The organism is Streptomyces sp. NBC_00091 (assembly GCF_026343185.1).
Lineage (GTDB): Bacteria > Actinomycetota > Actinomycetes > Streptomycetales > Streptomycetaceae > Streptomyces.
In genome coordinates this window covers 837,883-855,510 of sequence record NZ_JAPEMA010000002.1, presented here as the reverse complement: position 1 = coordinate 855,510, position 17,628 = coordinate 837,883, and the positions used below count along the sequence as shown (strand labels likewise).

Annotated in this window: 12 protein-coding genes and 1 pseudogene; 6 read left to right on the top strand and 7 right to left on the bottom strand. The window is 70.1% G+C overall.

The genetic code is table 11. The features are described from left to right. The 4 genes and pseudogenes from OOK34_RS31600 to OOK34_RS35520 all read left to right on the top strand — a co-directional run. Nucleotides 1-605 (top strand): class II aldolase/adducin family protein (locus tag OOK34_RS31600; protein ID WP_267037538.1); only part of this gene is annotated, 605 nt, incomplete at its 5' end. Nucleotides 606-682: 77 nt separating this feature from the next. Beyond that, on the top strand, nucleotides 683-1,225 hold the full coding sequence (locus tag OOK34_RS31595) for a cellulase N-terminal Ig-like domain-containing protein (RefSeq protein ID WP_267036525.1): 543 nt from the start codon (nucleotides 683-685) through the stop codon (nucleotides 1,223-1,225). A 13-nt stretch (nucleotides 1,226-1,238) separates the two neighbouring features. Then, nucleotides 1,239-2,338 (top strand): annotated as a pseudogene (locus tag OOK34_RS35525) (glycoside hydrolase family 9 protein); the annotation flags it as partial. Then, nucleotides 2,333-2,854, top strand: coding sequence for a cellulose-binding domain-containing protein (locus OOK34_RS35520; protein WP_353963390.1), 522 nt, complete (start codon nucleotides 2,333-2,335; stop codon nucleotides 2,852-2,854). The pseudogene OOK34_RS35525 and the gene OOK34_RS35520, both read left to right, overlap by 6 nt. A gap of 81 nt (nucleotides 2,855-2,935) precedes the next feature. Here the strand turns inward: OOK34_RS35520 and OOK34_RS31580 are convergent, their stop codons facing one another. The 3 genes from OOK34_RS31580 to OOK34_RS31570 all read right to left on the bottom strand — a co-directional run bounded on the left by OOK34_RS31580 (nucleotide 2,936) and on the right by OOK34_RS31570 (nucleotide 6,991). After that, entirely contained in the window at nucleotides 2,936-4,375 is a 1,440-nt protein-coding gene (locus tag OOK34_RS31580; RefSeq protein ID WP_267036526.1) for an endo-1,4-beta-xylanase, read from the bottom strand. A 375-nt stretch (nucleotides 4,376-4,750) separates the two neighbouring features. After that, nucleotides 4,751-5,974 carry a glycoside hydrolase family 6 protein gene (locus OOK34_RS31575; RefSeq protein ID WP_267036527.1) on the bottom strand — a complete coding sequence of 408 codons (1,224 nt, stop codon included), beginning with the start codon at nucleotides 5,972-5,974 and terminating at the stop codon, nucleotides 4,751-4,753. Between the two features lie 45 nt (nucleotides 5,975-6,019). Beyond that, nucleotides 6,020-6,991, bottom strand: a complete 972-nt coding sequence (locus tag OOK34_RS31570; RefSeq protein ID WP_267036528.1) for a glycoside hydrolase family 6 protein — start codon at nucleotides 6,989-6,991, stop codon at nucleotides 6,020-6,022. 117 nt (nucleotides 6,992-7,108) lie between these two features. On the opposite strand from OOK34_RS31570, the gene OOK34_RS31565 reads away from it, so the two are divergent. After that, nucleotides 7,109-8,140 (top strand): LacI family DNA-binding transcriptional regulator, encoded by a 1,032-nt coding sequence (locus OOK34_RS31565; protein WP_267036529.1) that lies wholly within the window; start codon nucleotides 7,109-7,111, stop codon nucleotides 8,138-8,140. A gap of 106 nt (nucleotides 8,141-8,246) precedes the next feature. Here the strand turns inward: OOK34_RS31565 and OOK34_RS31560 are convergent, their stop codons facing one another. From OOK34_RS31560 to OOK34_RS31545, 4 genes are all read right to left on the bottom strand, one after another. Continuing rightward, nucleotides 8,247-10,973 carry a beta-L-arabinofuranosidase domain-containing protein gene (locus tag OOK34_RS31560; protein WP_267036530.1) on the bottom strand — a complete coding sequence of 909 codons (2,727 nt, stop codon included), beginning with the start codon at nucleotides 10,971-10,973 and terminating at the stop codon, nucleotides 8,247-8,249. Between the two features lie 324 nt (nucleotides 10,974-11,297). After that, on the bottom strand, nucleotides 11,298-12,794 hold the full coding sequence (locus OOK34_RS31555; protein WP_267036531.1) for a glycoside hydrolase family 43 protein: 1,497 nt from the start codon (nucleotides 12,792-12,794) through the stop codon (nucleotides 11,298-11,300). Then, nucleotides 12,791-15,010, bottom strand: coding sequence for a glycoside hydrolase family 3 N-terminal domain-containing protein (locus OOK34_RS31550; protein ID WP_267036532.1), 2,220 nt, complete (start codon nucleotides 15,008-15,010; stop codon nucleotides 12,791-12,793). The genes OOK34_RS31555 and OOK34_RS31550 overlap by 4 nt, the downstream gene beginning before the upstream one ends. Before the next feature lie 31 nt (nucleotides 15,011-15,041). Next, a complete protein-coding gene (locus OOK34_RS31545; protein WP_267036533.1) occupies nucleotides 15,042-16,055 on the bottom strand; it encodes a LacI family DNA-binding transcriptional regulator in 1,014 nt (337 codons plus the stop codon). Nucleotides 16,056-16,285: 230 nt separating this feature from the next. Between OOK34_RS31545 and OOK34_RS31540 the strand changes: the two genes are divergently transcribed. Beyond that, nucleotides 16,286-17,578 (top strand): extracellular solute-binding protein, encoded by a 1,293-nt coding sequence (locus tag OOK34_RS31540; protein ID WP_267036534.1) that lies wholly within the window; start codon nucleotides 16,286-16,288, stop codon nucleotides 17,576-17,578. Nucleotides 17,579-17,628: the final 50 nt, after the last annotated feature.

Below are 17,628 nucleotides of genomic sequence, written 5' to 3'. Positions count from 1 at the left end.
TCAAGCCGTCCGGGGTCTCCTACGCCGACCTCGCAGAGGAGGACCTGGTGGTGGTGGCACTGGAGGACGGGCGGGTCGTCGAGGGACACCTCAGGCCGTCCACCGACACCGAAACCCATCGGTGCCTCTACCGGGCCTTCCCCTCCATCGGCGGCGTCACCCACACGCACTCGACGCACGCCGTCGCCTTCGCCCAGGCGCGCCGCCCGATCCCCGTACTCGGCACGACGCACGCCGACACCTTCAACGGGCCGGTCCCCGTGACGGAGGACCTCACCGCCGAGCAGTGCGCGCGGGACTACGAGTACAACACCGGACAGGTGATCGTCGCCCGGCTCGACGGCGACCCCCGGCGGGCCGACGAGGTCCCCGGAGCGCTCGTCTCACGACACGGACCCTTCACCTGGGGCGCCACCGCGAAGGCGGCGCTGGAGAACGCCATCGTCTGCGAGGCCGTGGCGGAGATGGCGCTGCACACGCTGGCACTGGGGTCCCGCCTCGGGGAAGCCTCCGAACCGCCGAAGCACCTGCTGGAGCGGCACTTCACCCGTAAGCACGGACCGGACGCCTCTTACGGCAACGCTCCTCACGCCCCGGGCGTCTGAAGTCGCGCACCGGCTCGGGAGGTGGCGACCTGTTCTCGGATCAAGGGGGCGGTCAACTACCGGTTCCGGACCGTGACTTGACGTGTCCGTCAGGCGCCGGCCTCGCGCTGGCCGTCGGCGGCCTGTCCACGACCGCCCTGACCGTTCCGGTCGCGGCTGCCGCCACCGCGGCAGCCGCTGCCGGCACACCTGTACGGGTCAACCAGCTCGGCTACCTGCCCGACGGCCCCAAGCGGGCCACCGTGGCCGGCTCCGCGACCGCCCCGCTCGCCTGGCAACTGCGCGACGCCTCCGCCTCGGGTGCCACCACGGTGCGCGGGTCCGACCAGGCGTCCGGCCAGTCCACGCACCTGGTGGACTTCGGCGCGTACACCGGCACCGGCACCGGCTTCACCCTGGTCGTCGACGGCCAGAGCAGCCACCCCTTCGACATCTCCGCATCGCTGTACGACGGACTGCGCGCCGACAGCATGTCGTTCTTCTACCAGCAGCGCAGCGGTATTGCGATCGACGCGACTCTGGCGGGCGGCAGCGCCTACGCCCGCCCCGCCGGGCACCTGGGCGTCGCCCCGAACAAGGGCGACACCGGCGTCCCCTGCCAGGCCGGGGTGTGCGACTAACTACCAACTGGACGTGCGCGGTGGCTGGTACGACGCGGGCGACCAAGGCAAGTACGTGGTCAACGGCGGCATCTCCGTCTGGGAGATGGTCAACTCCTTCGAGCGGGCCCGCCGTTCGGGCAGCGAAGCGGCGCTCGGCGACGCGACGCTGCGGGTGCCGGAGCGCGGCAACGGGACGCCGGACGTGCTGGACGAGGCCCGCTGGGAGCTGGAGTTCTTGCTGCGGATGCAGGTCCCGGCCGAGAAGCCGATGGCCGGGATGGCCTTCCACAAGATACACGACGCCAAGTGGACTGCCCTGCCGACCCGGCCCGAACTCGATGCCGAACAGCGTGAGTTGCACAAGCCGTCGACCGCCGCGACGCTGAACCTGGCGGCCTCGGCCGCGCAGTGTGCCCGGGTGTACGCGAGCCGTACGACGCCGCGTTCGCCGCGCGCTGCCTGGACGCGGCCCGCCGCGCCTGGACGGCTGCCAAGGTCAACCCGAACGTGCTTGCTCTCGCGACCGACAACGCCGGCGGCCGTGCGTACGAGGACGCCGACGTCTCCGACGAGTTCTACTGGGCGGCGGTGGAACTCCTGGCCACCACCGGCGAGTCGCAGTACCGGGACGCCGTCGCCTCCTCTGCGCACCACACCAAGTCCGTCGACGGATTCTGGTGGGGCGGCACCGCGACGCCCGGCCGGATCACCCTCGCCACCGTCCCCGGCGTGGCCCTGCCCGCCGACGACGTGGCCCGGCTCCGCGGCCTGCTGACCACGGCCGCCGATGGCCACCTGTCCACCATGGCCGGACAGGGCTACGCGGTGTCGCTCCCCGCCACCGGGTACGTGTGGGGCTCCAACAGCTCCGTCACCAACAACGCGATCGTGCTGGCCGTCGCATACGAGCTCACCGGTCAACAACGGTACCGGGCAGGAGCGTTGGAGTCCCTGGACTACCTGCTCGGCCGGAACGCACTCGACCTCTCCTACGTCACCGGCTACGGCGATCGTTACCCCGCGAACCAGCACCACCGGTTCTGGGCACACCAGAACGACGCCTCGCTGCCGCACCCGCCGGCCGGATCCTTCGCGGGCGGACCGAACGCGGGGCTGGAGGACCCGGTGGCCAAGGAGAAGCTCGCGGGCTGCGCACCGGCGGCGTGCTACGTGGACGACGTCGGCTCGTACTGGGCGACGCCGCAGCAGGTTTCGGTCCTCGCCGCGCAGGACCCCGACGCGTCGTCGGGCAGCGCGACGCTCGCGGTCGGTGGTCCTGGCGTGCAGTCGGCGACGTTCACGGCGACGGAGGCGGACGACGACGCTTCGGCGGCCTCCTGCGCGGTGGCGTACCGGATCGACAACGCTTGGGGCAACGGCTTCACGGCGACGGTGACGGTGAAGAACACCGGAACCTCGGCGGTATCCGGGTGGACCATCGGCTGGAGCTTCGCAGGTGACCAGCGGATCACCAACGGCTGGAACGCCACGGTGAGCCAGCCGGGCAGCACGGTCACCGCCCGGGACACCGGATGGAACGGAACACTGGCACCCGGCGGCAGCGTGAGCTTCGGCTTCCAGGCGACGTACTCGGGCACCAACGCCGTGCCGGCGCGCTACACGCTCAACGGAGCACTCTGCTCCTGAACGATCGTCACGTCACGCCCACCCGGCGATGGACGACGGAGTGGAGCCAGGATCGTCCCGGCTCCACTCCATGGCAGGTCGTCAGGTACGGGTCCAGCGCTGGTTGCTGCCGTTCGAGCAGGAGTAGAGCTGGATCAGGGTGCCGTTGGCGGTGTTGTTGCCGGCGGCGTCGAGGCAGAGGCCGGACTGGACTCCGACGATGGATCCGTCGGAGTTGAGGCGCCATTTCTGGTTGTCGCCACCCCAGCAGCTGTAGATCTGGACTTTGGTGCCGTTGCCGGTGCCGGCGGCGTCCAGGCACTTGTTGCCGTAGACCCTGAGCTCGCCTGCGGCGGTGTGCGACCACTGCTGGTTGGTGCGGTTGTTGCAGTCCCACAGGTTGACCTGGGTGCCGTCGGTGGTGCTGGCACCGGGCACGTCCAGGCAGCGGCCCGACCCGACGCCCTTGATCTGTCCAGAACCGGGCGAAGGGGTCGGAGTGGGAGTAGAGGATCCGGCGTTGAGCGCGTTGAGGACGGAGGAGTAGGCGGCCTTCTTGCTGCCGTCACCGTTGAACAGCAGCGGCGAGTGCTCCGGTCGCCAGGAGTCGGTGTCGCGCACCCCCCAGACGGTGATGCCGAGGCAGCGCGGGACGGCCAGGCAGTCGTTGGTCACGTTGGCGTAGGTCGTGGCCGAGGCACCCTGGATGTCGAGTTCGGTGACGGCCACGTCGACGCCGAGGGCTGCAAAACTCTGCAGGGTGGTGCGGAAGTTGCTGTTGTAGGGGCTGTCGCTGTTGAAGTGCGACTGGAAGCCGACGCAGTCGATCGGCACGCCGCGCTGCTTGAAGTCCCGGACCATGGCGTACATGGCCTGGGTTTTGGCCCAGGTCCAGTTCTCGACGTTGTAGTCGTTGTAGCAGAGCTTGGCGGCCGGGTCGGCGGCGCGCGCGGTGCGGAAGGCGACTTCGATCCAGTCGTTGCCGGTGCGCTGCAGGTTGGAGTCGCGCCGGGCTCCTGAAGTGCCGTCCTCGAAGGCCTCGTTCACGACGTCCCACTGGCCGATCTTGCCCTTGTAGTGGGCCATCACGCCGTTGATGTGGTTGGTCATCGCCTGGCGCAGCGTGCTGCCGCTGAGGCTCTGCATCCAGCCGGGCTGCTGGGAGTGCCAGGCCAGGGTGTGGCCGCGCACCTGCTTGCCGTTCTGCACCGCCCAGTTGTAGACGCGGTCACCCGCGGCGAAGTTGAACTGGCCACGCTGGGGTTCGGTGGCGTCGATCTTCATCTCGTTCTCGGGCGTCACCGAGTTGAACTCGCGGCCGGCGATCGTCGTGTACGCCGAGTCGCCCAGCCTGCCCGAGGCGATGGCGGTACCGAAGTACCGGCCGCTCTGCGTCGCCGCGCTGCCGAGCGTGCTCTCGGCGGCGTGTGACGTCGGCGCCACCAGCGCGGCGGCCGCACCGAGGACGCCGACGACCAGGGCCGCACACAGGACGCTGGTCTTCCGGCGGATGGTGGGTGGGGGAATGGCTTGTGAGCCCATGAATGAGCCTCCAGAAAGAAATCGCGGAAGGGTTGGATCGCGGCATGGTGAATCCGCGTGAACGACGCCCGCGTCCATGGGAAAGGGACGCTCATGAGCGCGTAGAGATCCGAGGACGGCGCCCGGAACCGGACACGGACGGGCCACACCGCCTCGGCCATCAGTCTGGAAACCCCGCCGAAACAAGTCAAGAGTTTCGAAAGCATTTCGAGAATCTGTCTCTCGGGGGCGCTTAGTGGTCCCTTTTCATTGAGTGGTCCTCATCGAAAGTATTTCGATGAGGACCATTCAATCGGGATCTGGCGGAAAGCTGTAAACGAGCATTTCCTTCAGTCGGCATCGCCGGGAATGGCCGCCTGGTCACGGCGGCCTCGGTCAGCGCACGACCGTGTTGAACCCCAGTGCGGGATTGGCGTTCCGGACGAGGGACTTGGCCTGCTCCGGCCACCACACGCCGGCCGCGGGATCGACGATGCCGTACTCCGGGTCGATGGTGCCGCCCGGGATGCCGCGGTTGCACTGGCCGTCGGACTGGCCGACGGTCTTGATCCACAGGTAGGCGTCCACGAGCGGGACGCCGGTGTTCGCGGTCGGCCGGTCGCCGACGCCGCGACCCGGGGCGTTGCACCAGGTTTGCGGGTCGCCGCTGTACTTGCCCGCGGGCGGGGTACCGACGTTCTGCTGGAACCAGCGGTCGGTCCAGTGCCACGTGGACGGATCGTCCACGTTCACGGAGTTTCCCGGCTGCCCGTCGTTCGGTGCTGCGGGTGAGTAGTACTGGCTCGCGCACCAGTCGGCGTGCCCCCTGGCCCAGTCCGGGCCTTTGGTGGCGAACCACAGGCACTGGGAGACCCAGGTGCCGTAGTGGGTGGACAGGCCGGTGGCCAGATAGTTGGAGACGTTCAGCGAGAAGCCCTGGGTGCGGGTGACGCCGGCCTGGAGGAGGCGTTGTGCGATGTCGCCGACGCTGCGCCAGTGGCTGTTGCCGGCGTCCAGGTAGACGACGCTGTTCGGCTGCTGCCCCAGGGCGTCGATCGCGTGGTTGAGGTCGGCGAAGCGTCCTGTGGTGATCGCGCCGGTGGGGTCGCTGCCGGGACCGCAGTCGGAGGAGAGGTTGGCCAGCCCGTCCGGTTCGAGGATGACGACGGCCTTGCTGCGGCCGAGCCCCCGGGCGAAGGCGCTGATCCAGGCCTGGTACTCGGCGTCCGACTGCGCACCGCCGGAGGAATACTGGGAGCAGTCGCGCAGCGGGATGTTGTAGGCCACCAGGACGGGAACCGTCCGGGTTCGCTCGGCGCGGCGCACCAGGTCGCGTACGCGGGATTCGACCTGCTCCGGGGTGCCGGCGGTGAACCAGGCAGCCTCTGGCCAACTAGCTGGCTTCGCCATGGACTTGGCGCCCTCGAAGTCCCGGTGAAGGAAGTCGGTGACGGCCTGGTGGGCTGCGTCGCTGTCGGGATCGACGTGGAAGCGGGTGTTCGTCGCAAGCGTGTGGGAGTCCGGCGCGGAGCTCGCCTCGGCAGAGGCCGGGGCGGCGGCGCCGAGGAGCAGTGTGAGTGCGCTCGCTGCCAGGGCTAATCGGTGCAGCGGGATGCGCACGGGGTTCCTTCGGTAGGGGTTCGCCCTTCGGCGAGGGAAGGGGGGTCAGTAGCCGTAGATCATCTTGTAGGCGACCTCCGGCAGGAACTGTCCGGCCGAGGAGTCGGCCCCGACGCCGCAGTTGCCGTCGGACTCGCCGGGGACCTTGATCCACAGCAGCATCTCGGCACCGCCGCCGCGCTGGCTGGGAGTGCCGATCCGGCGGCCTGCGGGGTTGCACCACTGGCCGTTGGAACCGTTGCCGTTGCGGCTGGTGTCGACGACGAACGGCTTGGTGTAGCCGTAGGAGCCCAGGGCGGAGTTGACCGCGTTGCCGTAGGAGGTGTTCTGGTCGGTGGTGAAGTAGTTGGAGACGTTCAGCACGAAGCCGCGTGCCCCGCCGACACCGGCGGCGGCGAGCTGGCGCGCCATGGTCGAGGCGTCGACCCAGCCGGGGTTCCCGGCGTCGAGGTAGACCCAGGTGTTGGGTGCCTTGGCCTTGAACTGGTCGATCGCGTTCTTCAGCATGGCGTTGCGCTCCGCGATCTGAGCAGCCGTCATGCAGCTCTCGTGGCCGAGCGCGTCGGGTTCCAGGACGACCACGGCAGGGCGGTTGCCGATGCCACTGGCGAAGGCGGCGATCCAGGCGTCGTACGCGGCCCGGCTCCCCGCGCCGCCGCCGGAGTGACCGGCGCAGATGTCCCGGTGGGGGATGTTGTACGCGACCAGGATCGGCAGCTTGTCGTAGGAGTCCGCGCGGCCGACGTAGGCGCCGGTTGCCGTGCCGATATCGCCGCTCCAGTTCCCGAACCAGCGGGCTGCCGGGGTGTTGGCGATGGACGTCCGGATCGCCGCCGCCCGCCCGTCGCCGGGGTTCGCGTTGGTCCACCGCAGGGCGGAGTTGTCGGGGTCGGCGTAGAAGCCGCTGGTCATGGTGGTCGGGTCCGCGGCGTACGCCGGGCCGGCACTGATCAGGGCGAGACCGGTGGCGAGGGCACCGGCCAGCAGGACGGATGCGGCTCGGACGGACTTGCGCATGGTTCTTCCTCCGGTGGGGGTGGGGGTGGGGGTGGGGAAGTGGAAGCGCTTCCAGTTTTGGTGTGGGGTCGGATCGCGCTGATGGGATGATTGGGGTCGTCGAGGAGCAGTTCTTCCATGGAGCCGTCACCCAAGCGCATGCCGACCCTCGACGAGGTGGCCGCACGAGCCGGCGTGTCGCGCACGGCGGCCTCCCGGGTGATCAACAACGCCCCGCATGTCAGCCGCGCCAAGCGGGAGGCGGTCCAACGGGCGGTGCGCGAGCTGGATTTCGTGCCCAATCCGTCCGCGCAGGCCCTGGCGACCCGCCGGGTCGGAGCGGTGGTGCTGGCGGTCTCCAGCGACGAGCCGGGGCTGTTCGCGGACCCGTTCTTCGCGGAGGTCATCGTCGGCGTCAGCGCGGCGCTGGAGCAGACCGAACTGGAACTGATCCTGCTGCTGGCCAACACCCCGCGCGGCCGGGAGAGGTTCGAGCGGTTGCTGCGCTCCCGCCGGGCCGACGGCGTCATGCTGATGGCGCTGCGCGGCGACGATCCGCTGGGACGCCTGGGAGAGGAGGTCGATCTCCCCGTCGTCTTCGGCGGACTCCCGCTCACCGGCGAGCCCACGTGGTACGTGGACGCCGACAACCGGGGCGGTGCCCGCCTGGCCGCCGAGCACTTCGCGCGCACGGGCCGCCGACGGCCCGTCATGATCACCGGACAGATGGACGCCAGGGCCGCAGTCACGCGGGAGCAGGGGTTCACCGAGGGGCTGACCTTGTCCGGCCTGCCGCTTCTCGGGGTCGAGCCCGGGCAGTTCACCGAGGACGGCGGCGCGGAGGCGATGGAGCGACTGCTCCGGGCGCACTCCGATCCCGACGCGGTGTTCGCGGCCTCCGACGCGATGGCCATCGGCGCTCTGCGCACCTTGCGGGAACGGGGCCTCCGGGTGCCCGAGGATGTCGCGGTGATCGGCTTCAACGACCTGGCGAGCGCCCGGCACACCAGCCCGCCGCTGACCACGGTCCATCAGCCGGTGCGGGCGCTGGGCCAGGAGATGGCCAGGATGCTGGTCAGTGCCATCGAAGGATACCGCCCCACCCCGCTGATCCTCCCGACCCGCCTGACCGTGCGCGAGTCCGCTCCCGATCTGCCCGCGTCGGCCTGATCAGCGGGCGCTTCCGGCAGGGCCGGCCCGATCTGACGGGAGCGCCTCCCACTCGATTTCCCGTCGCCGCGATCGGCCCGTGGCGATCGGGAGACTCGGCGCCGGGTCAGATGAATCGCCACAGGTGGTCGTTGGCGCCGTTGTCGTCCCAGAGAACGGTATGTGCTCCCTGGGCGGTGGAGGCGCCGGAGACGCCGAGGACGCGGCTGCTGTTGGCGCACTGGATCCTGAAGGTGTCGCCGCCGCCGTGGCGCAGGCGCCACCGGTGGTCGGCGGTGCCGTTGTCCGCCCACTGGACGATCCGGGCGCCGTTGGCGGTGTCGCCGTTCTCCACGGCGAGGACCTTGCCGCTGTGGGAGTTGCGCAGGCGCAGGTGGCCGCCGGTGTCGACTACGGCCGTCCAGAGATGGTCGGCGGTGCCGTTGTCGTCCCACTGGATGGCGAGGCCGCCGTCGGCGGTGGACATGTCCCGCACACCGAGGACCCGCCCGCTGGCGACGTTCTGGATGCGCCTGGCGCCGTCGGGGACGAACTGCCACTGGCCGGCGGGGGCGCCGGTGTCGGGCACCTGTACGGCTGCGGCGCCGTTGGCGGTGGAGCCGCCTTCGATGCCGAGCAGCTTGCCGGTGTGGACGTTCCGAACCTTGTGGTAGCCGTTGCCGGCGTCCACGACGGTCCACCGGTGGTCGGCCGTGCCGGTGTCGGCCCACTGGAGGATCGGGGCGTTGTCGGCGGTGGACATGCCCTGCACGCCGAGGACCTTGCCGCTGTTGACGTTGCGCAGGCGCAGTGCGGCGCCGTCGACGATGAGGACCCAGTTGTGGTCGGTGGTGCCGGTGTCGGTCCACTGCAGAGCGAGGCCCCCGTCGGCGGTCGACATGTCCCGGATGCCGAGGACGAGTCCGCTGGCCGCGTTGACGAGACGGAAGCCGGCGGTGTCGGTCCGCCAGTAGACGGTGTAGTTGAAGCCCTGGGCGTCGTGGAACGGGGCGAGGTCGACCTTCGTTCCGTTGGCGGTGGCCGTGAAGGCGAGGGAGGTGCTGCTGGTCCGGGTGATCGAGGAGGGGGCCAGGGCCGGGAGGGAGGACAGTGTGGTGCTCCCGTAGTTGCCGGCGAGGACGGCGGGGCCGTAGGTGATCGCCGCGACAGCGGGGTTGTCGTTGGCGGCCTGGAGGGCCACGCGCATGGGGAGCTTCACGGTGACGGTGTCGCCGGAGGCCCAGGACCGGGTGAGGGTGGCGTAGGTGCCCGGACTGGCCGTGACGGTCTGGGCGACGCCGTTGACGCTGACGGTGGCGCCCGAAGTCCATCCGGGGATGCGGACGCGCATCGACCAGGTCCCGCCGACGCCGCCGGTGACCTTGAGCGTCGTGGTGTCGTCGGCCGGGTAGGAGGTGGTCTGGGTGACGGTGATGCCTCGCTGGGTCCAGTCCAGGACGGAGGGGAGGAACAGGTTCACGGTGAGGGTGGTGCTGCCGTCGTGGAAGTAGATGGAGTCCATCAGCTTCGTGTTGGACTCGATGCCCGTTCCCTGGCAGCACCAGAACGTGCCGTAGTCGGTGCTCCAGGTGCCGCCGCCCCAGGCCGGGCCCTTGCCGCGGCGGCCGCCCGGGTTGAGGGGGGTGAAGTAGGTGATGTGCCCGTGCGGGTCGGCCGGGTTCTGGGCGCCGATGACGTGGTTGAGCAGCACCTTCTCGTAGAAGTCGAAGTACGACGCCCGGCCGGGGTCCAGCTGCCACAGTTCCCGGGTCAGCTTGAGCATGTTGTAGGAGTTGCAGAGCTCGCAGGTGTCGGGGGCGAGGAAGCCGGAGATGGCGTTCGGGGCCCGGAAGTGTTCCGCCTGGCTGTTGCCGCCGATGGCATACGTGTGCGAGGTGGTGCAGATCCTCCACGCGTTGGCGGCGATGTCGCGGTAGCGGGTCGTCCCGGTGGCCTTGTACTCGCGGACGGCTCCGATCCACTTGGGCACCTGCGTGTTGGCGTGCAGACCGTTCAGTTGGTCCAGGTTCGCGGCGAGGGGGTCGAAGACCGCGGCATGGTCGAACCGCTGGGCGGTGGCCAGCCAGCGTGCGTCGCCGGTCTGTTGGTGGAGGTCGGCCAGCACCTCGTTCATGCCGCCGAACTCGACGCCCATCAACGACTGCATCTTGCTCTGGCTGAGCGCGGCGGTGCGCCGGTCGACCCAGCCGGCGAGCGCGAGGAGCACGTCGCGGGCCTGCGTGTTGCCGATGAGGCGCCACACGTCGAGCAGACCGGCCATGGTCTTGTGGACGCAGTAGTACGGGACGTTGCCGTTGTTCAGCGTGCCTGCTTCGAGGCTGGTGAAGTCGGCCTCGGGGAAGCCCGACAGGTAGCCGGCGGAGAAGCCCGCGGTGGAGTTGTTGGCTTGGCACTTGGCGAGTTCGGCCACCATGCGGTCGGCCTTGTCGCGGCAGGTGGTGTCCCCGACCGCGGCGTAGGCCTGGGCCCATGCCGTGAGGAAGTGGCCCTGCACGTGGGTGCGGAAGGGGAACGCCGGGTCGTCCCATCCTCCGGTCGGGGCCGCGGCGTTGGTGGAGAGCCGGTGGTTGGCGCGGAAGTTGTACAGCAGGCGGTCGACGTCGATGAAGCGGAGATAGGCCAGGGTGCGGTTCTGATTGTCGAGCCAGCGGCTGCTGGTGAGCTGGACCTGACCCAGGTCGAACGGGAACGTCGACACTCCGACGTCGGACCTGACCGGGGGCGTCTGCGCCGTGGCGGAGACGGTGTTCAGTACGGGGCCGACAGCCGCGGCCACGGCCGCGACGCCGGTCGCCTTGATCACGGCGCGGCGGCTTAAGGGGGGAACCGGCATGGCGAACTCCGTGGTCTGTGAGAGATAAGGGCGCCGCGCACAAGGGCTGTTGGGCTTCGACCGGCGGTTGCGAGGTCGGTGCTGCGGCTGCCTGCTGCGCATGAGTGTTAACGCTCACAATTGACGTGTCAATACCTCCGTCGGGCGGTGCCGACAAGGCTGTCCCGCGCACCGCGCGCAGCTGCTCCAGGCGATCGATCCGCTCCGGCGGCGTGCATCGCGGCCAGGTACACCGAGGTCAATGGGGGTCGACTGGGCGGGAGGTGAGGTGCGAGGCGGCAGGTGGCGGACGCGGACCGCCACCTGGTCGCGGCGTCAGTGACGTCAGGGCCTGCCTGGCGGTTCCTGCCGGCTCGGGTACGTGATGTCGAACCACGTGAAGTGGGCTTGGCTGGTGGAGGGGCGGCCGTTGGAGGTGGCGTAGAGGCCCAGCTGGACACTGGTGAACAGCGGGGTGAGGAAGGTGGCTTCGATGGTGGCCAGATCCTCCCAGGCGCCGTTCGGAGCCGCGTGGGCGAAGGTGTGGCTGAAGCCGCGGATGCGGACCCCCAGGCGAACGGGGCCCGGCGGGACGGGAACGCCGGCCAGGATCTCGGGCCCGTGGCGGAGGCTGAGTCCCTCCGTGGTGCGAAGGAAGAGGAGATGGGTGTCGTCGTCGAGGACTACGGCGAGGCCTGCCTCTTCGTCCGGTGCGGCGGGGACGAAGTGCAGTTCGGTGGAGACGTCGCAGTCGGGCTGTTCCTGGGGGCGGGCCAGGAGGGACGGGACGGTGCGTTCGCCGAGGTGTTCGGGGCGGAGCTGGAGGCGGAGTCCGTCGCCGGTGGTCCAGAACCGCGCGGGTGGGGTGCGCAGGGTGCTCCAGTCGGCGGCGAGGGTGGCGAAGTCGTCGTGGAGGGGCCGGCGGAGGTCGGTGTGGTCGACGGGAGAGAAGACCGGCCAGCCGTCGTCCCAGGTGATCCGGCTGAGGAAGGTCTCGCGGCCGAGGGCGGAGCCCGGGCGGACGCCCAGAAGGAAGGCCCGCCAGTCGCCGTACGGGGTTTGGACGAGGTCGGCGTGCCCGGTGCAGGTGACCGGCCCCTTGGCGGGTGGGAGCACCGGGTTGCCGGGGGCGCCCTCGTAGGGGCCGGTCACGCGGTCGGCGCGGGCGGCCACCACGCTGTGGTCCACATCGGTGCCGCCCTCGGCGGTGAGCAGAAGATAACTGCCGTCGATCTTGTAGAGGTGCGGGGCTTCCGACCATCGGGCGCCCGGGTGGCTTCCCGACCACAGGACGTGCTCCGGTCCCGTGAGCAGTCGTTCGTGGGGAAGGTATTCGCGCATCCAGATCGCGGTGCGGCCGCCGGCCTCGTCCAGCACGCGGGCGGCGGTGAACCAGGCCCGGCTGCCGCCGCCCCCGTCGCCATCGCCGTCGTCCGGACCGTCGTCGAAGAACAGCGACGGGTCGAAGCCCTCGCCGTCCAGCCAGATCGGCTGTGACCACGGCCCCGCCGGGTCGGTCGCCGTGACGACGAAATGGCCGGGGCCGTCCATCAGTGTGCAGACGAGATGGAAGACCCCCTCATGGTGCCGGATCGTCGGTGCGAACAGACCCCGTGAGGGCTCGCACCCGTCGAGGTCGAGCTGCGACGCTCGGTCGAGCGCGGAGCCGATGCGCCGCCAGTTCACGAGATCGCGGCTGTGGAAGACGGGAAGGCCCGGGAACCATTCGAAGCTGGACGTCACCAGGTAGTAGTCCGCTCCCACCCGGCAGACGGACGGGTCGGGCCGGAACCCGGGCAGCACGGGATCACCGAAGACGGGATCATCGCAGGACGTGGTCATGGAACCGGGACGATCTCGACCGGCACGGACAGCACCCGGTCGGCCGCCGGGTGGCGTACGGGGCCCTCCAGAGTGAAGGAGCCCTGGAGCGGCAGGTCGCCGCTGGACCGTCCGACGGCCACGCCGATCTCCCCGGGCTCCACTCTCCTGCGCAGGTCGAGCCCGGTGAAAGAGGTCCGGTCGGCATGGACGGAGAAGGTGATCCGGGCGGCCGCGCCCGGCTGCAGCTCGACCCTGCCGAATCCGGCGAGCCACCGTTGCGGCCGGACGACGGACGCCACGGGATCGGAGAGGTACAGCTGGACCACCTCGGTCCCGGCCACCTCGCCGACGTTGCGTACGGTGACCGAAACGGAGACGGCCCCGTCCGTCGCGGCAACGGGATCCACCGACAACTCCGAGCAGGTGAAGCTGGTCCAGCTCAGCCCGTGTCCGAAGGGGAACAGCGGGGTCGGGTCCACCGAGCTCCAGTCGGTGTGCCCGCCGAGCCTCGCGTGCAGGTAGGTGCCGGGCTGGCCGCCGGCCTGGCGGGGGATGGAGACGGGCAGCCGCCCGGACGGTTCCGCGGCCCCGCTGATGATCCGGGCCAGCGCCGTCCCGCCCTCCTCGCCGGGGAAGAAGGCCTGCACCACGGCCGATGCGCGCTCGGCCAGCGTGCCGAGTGCGTAGGGCCGTCCGGAGACGAGGACCAGAACGGTCGGCACCCCGGCGTCCAGAACGGCGTCGGCGAGCGCGGCCTGGTCGCCGGGCAGGTCGAGGGTCTCGGCGTCGCAGCCCTCGCCGGAGGTGCCCCGGCCGAACATGCCGGCCCGGTCCCCGAGCACCAGCACGTTCACGTCCGGATCGTCCGCGGTGACCGTGAACCCGGCAGCGGTGAGCGCCTCGCCGAGCGTCGGGATCTCCAGCCCGAGGTCGCCGGGCAGCGCGACGTGGTTGGGGAAGGAGTAGCAGCCGAGGAAGGACTGGGGGTCGTCGGCGTACGGCCCGCTGATCGCCACGCGGCACGGCCGCAGCGGCAGGGTGCCGTCGTTGGCGAGCAGCACGGTGGACCGTTCGGCCAGGAGCCCGGCCAGTGCCCGGTTCTCCGGCGGGTCGAGGTCGACCGGCTCGGGCTTGACGGGTTCCCAGCCGGGGTCGAGCAGGCCGAGCTCGGCCTTCTGCAGCAGGACCCGTTCCGCGGCCCGGTCGATGAGCTCCTCGGACACGACTCCCGACCGGACGAGTTCGGTCAGCGGCTCGCCGTAGCAGCGGGCCGTGGGCAGCTCGACGTCGATTCCGGCGGTCAACGCCAGCGCGCCGGCCGCGCCCCGCGATCCGGTGACACCGTGCCGGGTTTCCAGGAAGGAGACGGCGTAGTAGTCGGCGACGACCACACCGCTGAAAGCGAGCTCACCCCTGAGCAGCTCGGTCAGCAGCCGTTCGTCGGCGGCCACCGGGACTCCGTCCACGTCGGTGTAGCTGTTCATCACCGACCGGGCGCCTCCCTCGCGCAGTGCCCGTACGAATGGCTCGACCAGTACGTCGGCGAACTCGCGCGGCCCCGAGGAGACGGGGGCCATGTTCCGGCCGCCGCGTGAGGCCGAGTACCCGGCGAAGTGCTTGAGCGTCGCCACGATCCCGGCGCCCTCCAAGCCCTGCACGTAGGCGGTGCCGATCGCTCCGACGAGGTAGGGGTCCTCGCCTATGCACTCCTCGGTCCTGCCCCATCGGTAGTCGCGGACCACGTCGAGCACCGGGGCCAGCCCTTGGTGGACGCCGACCTGCCGCATCCCCGCGCCGATGGCGGAGGCCATCTGGCGCACGAGCCCGGGATCGAAGGATGCGCCCCAGGCCAGCGGCCCGGGGAAGACCGTGGCTCCGAACGTCATGAACCCGGTCAGGCACTCCTCGTGAGCGACCGCCGGGATCCCGAACCGGCCGGATCCGGTCACCTGCCGCTGGAGCGAGGCGAGCCGCTCCATCCCGGCCTCCACGGCGATCGGCGCGGTGCCGTACACCCGGGTCAGCTGGCCGAGGCCGTGGGCGACGATGTCGTCCAGGCCGGGCGCGGACTCGCCCGAATCGTCCTCCATCGGCGCGACCGGTGCGCCCGGATCCGACGGCAGCGCCCAGAAGCCGGTGAGCTGACCCGCCTTCTCTTCCAGCGTCATTCGTTTCAGCAGATCGGCGACTCGTACGGACACGGGTATGAGGGGGTCACGCCAGGGCTCGGTCAAGGAGTTCTCCTAGGGACTTCGACGACACGACCTAGAGACGGGGCGGGGCGGTGGAGAGCCTGACCTTGAGCTCGGTCGAGAGCTCCATCCGGGGGCTGACCAGGGGCTGACCGTCCAGGAGCTGGAAGAGTGTGCGGGCGGCGAGCCGGCCCATCTCCTCCAGCGGCTGGCGCACCGTCGTCAGCGGCGGTGACAGCCATTCGCACATCGGCAGGTCGTCGAAGCCGACCACGCTGAGGTCCTGGGGGATGCTCAGCCCGCCCTGCCGGGCGGCTTCGTAGACGCCCATCGCCTGCTGGTCGCTGCCGGCGAAGATGGCGGTCGGCGGCTCGGGAAGGGCGAGCAGTTCCCGTGCGCGCTGGAACCCGCCCTCGTGCTGGAAGTCGCCGAACCGGATCAGGTCGCGGTCGACCTCGATCCCGGCCCGCTCCAGCGCGGCGCGGTATCCGTCGATGCGGGCCTGACTGCAGAGCATCTCCTTGCGCCCGCCGATCGCGCCGATCCGGCGGTGCCCCAGCTCCAGCAGGTGCTCCGTGGCGGCGAGGCCGCCCGCCCAGTTGGTCGCGCCGATGCTCGGCACGCCGTTGCCCGGCAGGTCGATCGGGTCGATGACCACCAGCGCCACCCCGGCCTGTTCGACCTGGGCACGCTGGGCTTGGGTGACCGAGGCGGTGACGAGGATGACGCCGTCGCTGTGGTGCAGGACCGGCAGGGCGGCCCAGCTCGACGGCGTGGCTTCGCCCGGCGGGACGAGCGACACGACGGTGCCGACGCTCCGCTGGGCGCACTCGGCCTCGACGCCGCGCAGGATCTCCACCGCCCACGCGCTGTCCAGACCACCGATGATCAGGTCGACCAGGCCGGACCTGCGGGCCCTGGCCTGCCCGCCGGGGTGGAGGTAGTTGTGGGAGCGCAGCAGGCCCTCGATCCGTTCGCGTGTCGAGGGTGCGACATCGGAGCGGCCGTTGACCACCTTCGACACGGTGGCCTGGGAGACCCCTGCCTCCGCGGCGATGAGGGCCAGGGTCGGACGCTGCTCGCTCAACTTCTCTCCTCTGTGCGGACGTTCTGGGCTGACGACAGGTATCGCAAACTTTCGAAGAGTTTCCAGTCGGCGCGACCAGGTTGTCAAGCTCCAAGTGCGCTGCTGCCAAAGGGAAATCAGTAAGAAAGCTTGACCGGGGGCCCGTGCGTTCCTAGTTTGTGGCAGCACCGAATCGAGGATGTTGCGAAAGAATTTCGAAATCGAACCGTGTTCCCCACCCCGGAGGTCCCATGGCCAGCACACCCCCGAGCCGACGAAGCTTCCTGGCGCTCTCGGGCCTGACCGCTCTGTCCGTCTCGCTGACCGCGGCCTGTGGCGGCGGGGACTCCGGCTCGATGCCGACGGCCGGCGGCAAGGTGACCTTCGCGTGGTGGAACATCGCCACGACGGAGCCGGGGAAGTCCCTCTTCCCGCAGATTTCCTCGGCGTTCACGGCCGCCCACCCGAACATCACGATCAAGACGACCTCGTTGGAGAACGAGGCGTTCAAGTCCAAGCTGACCGCCACCACCTCTTCGGGAAAGCTCCCCGACGTCTTCCAGACCTGGGGCGGCGGCGTTCTGCGGCAGCAGGTCGACGCGGGGCTGGTCGAGGACCTCACCGACGTGTTCGGCTGGTCGTCCGAGCTCACCCCGGTCTCGCTGCAGGCCTATCAGTTCGAGGGCCGGACCTACGGGGTGCCCTACGACGTCGGCATGGTCGGCTTCTGGTACAACAAGAAGCTCTTCGCCAAGGCCGGGATCGCCGCTCCGCCGGCCACCTGGGCCGAGCTCCTGGAAGACGTCAAGAAGCTCAAGGCGGCGGGCGTCACTCCGATCGCCCTCGCGGGCAAGGAGAAATGGCCCGGCCACTACTACTGGGCCTACCTCGCAATGCGCGTCGCAGGCCTCCCCGCGCTGCAGCAGGCCGCGACCGCCAAGGACTTCACCGGCGCGGGCTTCGTCCAGGCAGGCACCCACCTCAAGGAGCTGGTCGACCTCCAGCCGTTCCAGACTGCCTTCCTCGGCGCCGGCTACGCCACCCCCGGCGGCCAGGCCGCGACCATGGGCAACGGCAAGGCCGCCATGGAGCTGATGGGGCAGTGGGGGCCGTCGGTGCAGAAGGACGCGGGCGCCGACCTCGGCGCGGACCTGGGCTTCTTCCCCTTCCCCACGGTCGACGGCGGGGTCGGTCGGGCCACCGACGTGTTCGGCGGTGGCGGTGGCTTCGCGCTGCGCAAGGGTGCGTCGAAGGAGGCGCTGGACTTCCTGAAGTTCTTCGTTCTGGACAACCAGTCCAAGCTGCTGGCCTCCAACGGCTACCTGCCGGTGGTCAAGGGCGCGGAGAGCCAGCTCACCGACCCCAACAGGAAGGTGGTGGCCGACAGCCTGGTCAAGGCGACGGGCTTCCAGCTCTTCCTCGACCAGGCCTACCCGCCGGCGGTCGGCCAGGAGGTCAACGACAGCGTCGCCGACCTCATCGCGGGCAAGAAGACGCCCGAGCAGGTCACCAAGTCGATCACCGAGGCTGCGAAGGGTGCCTAGCTCCGTGTCCACCCTGACCAAGGAGCGGACGCAGGACGCCGGGCCGGTGG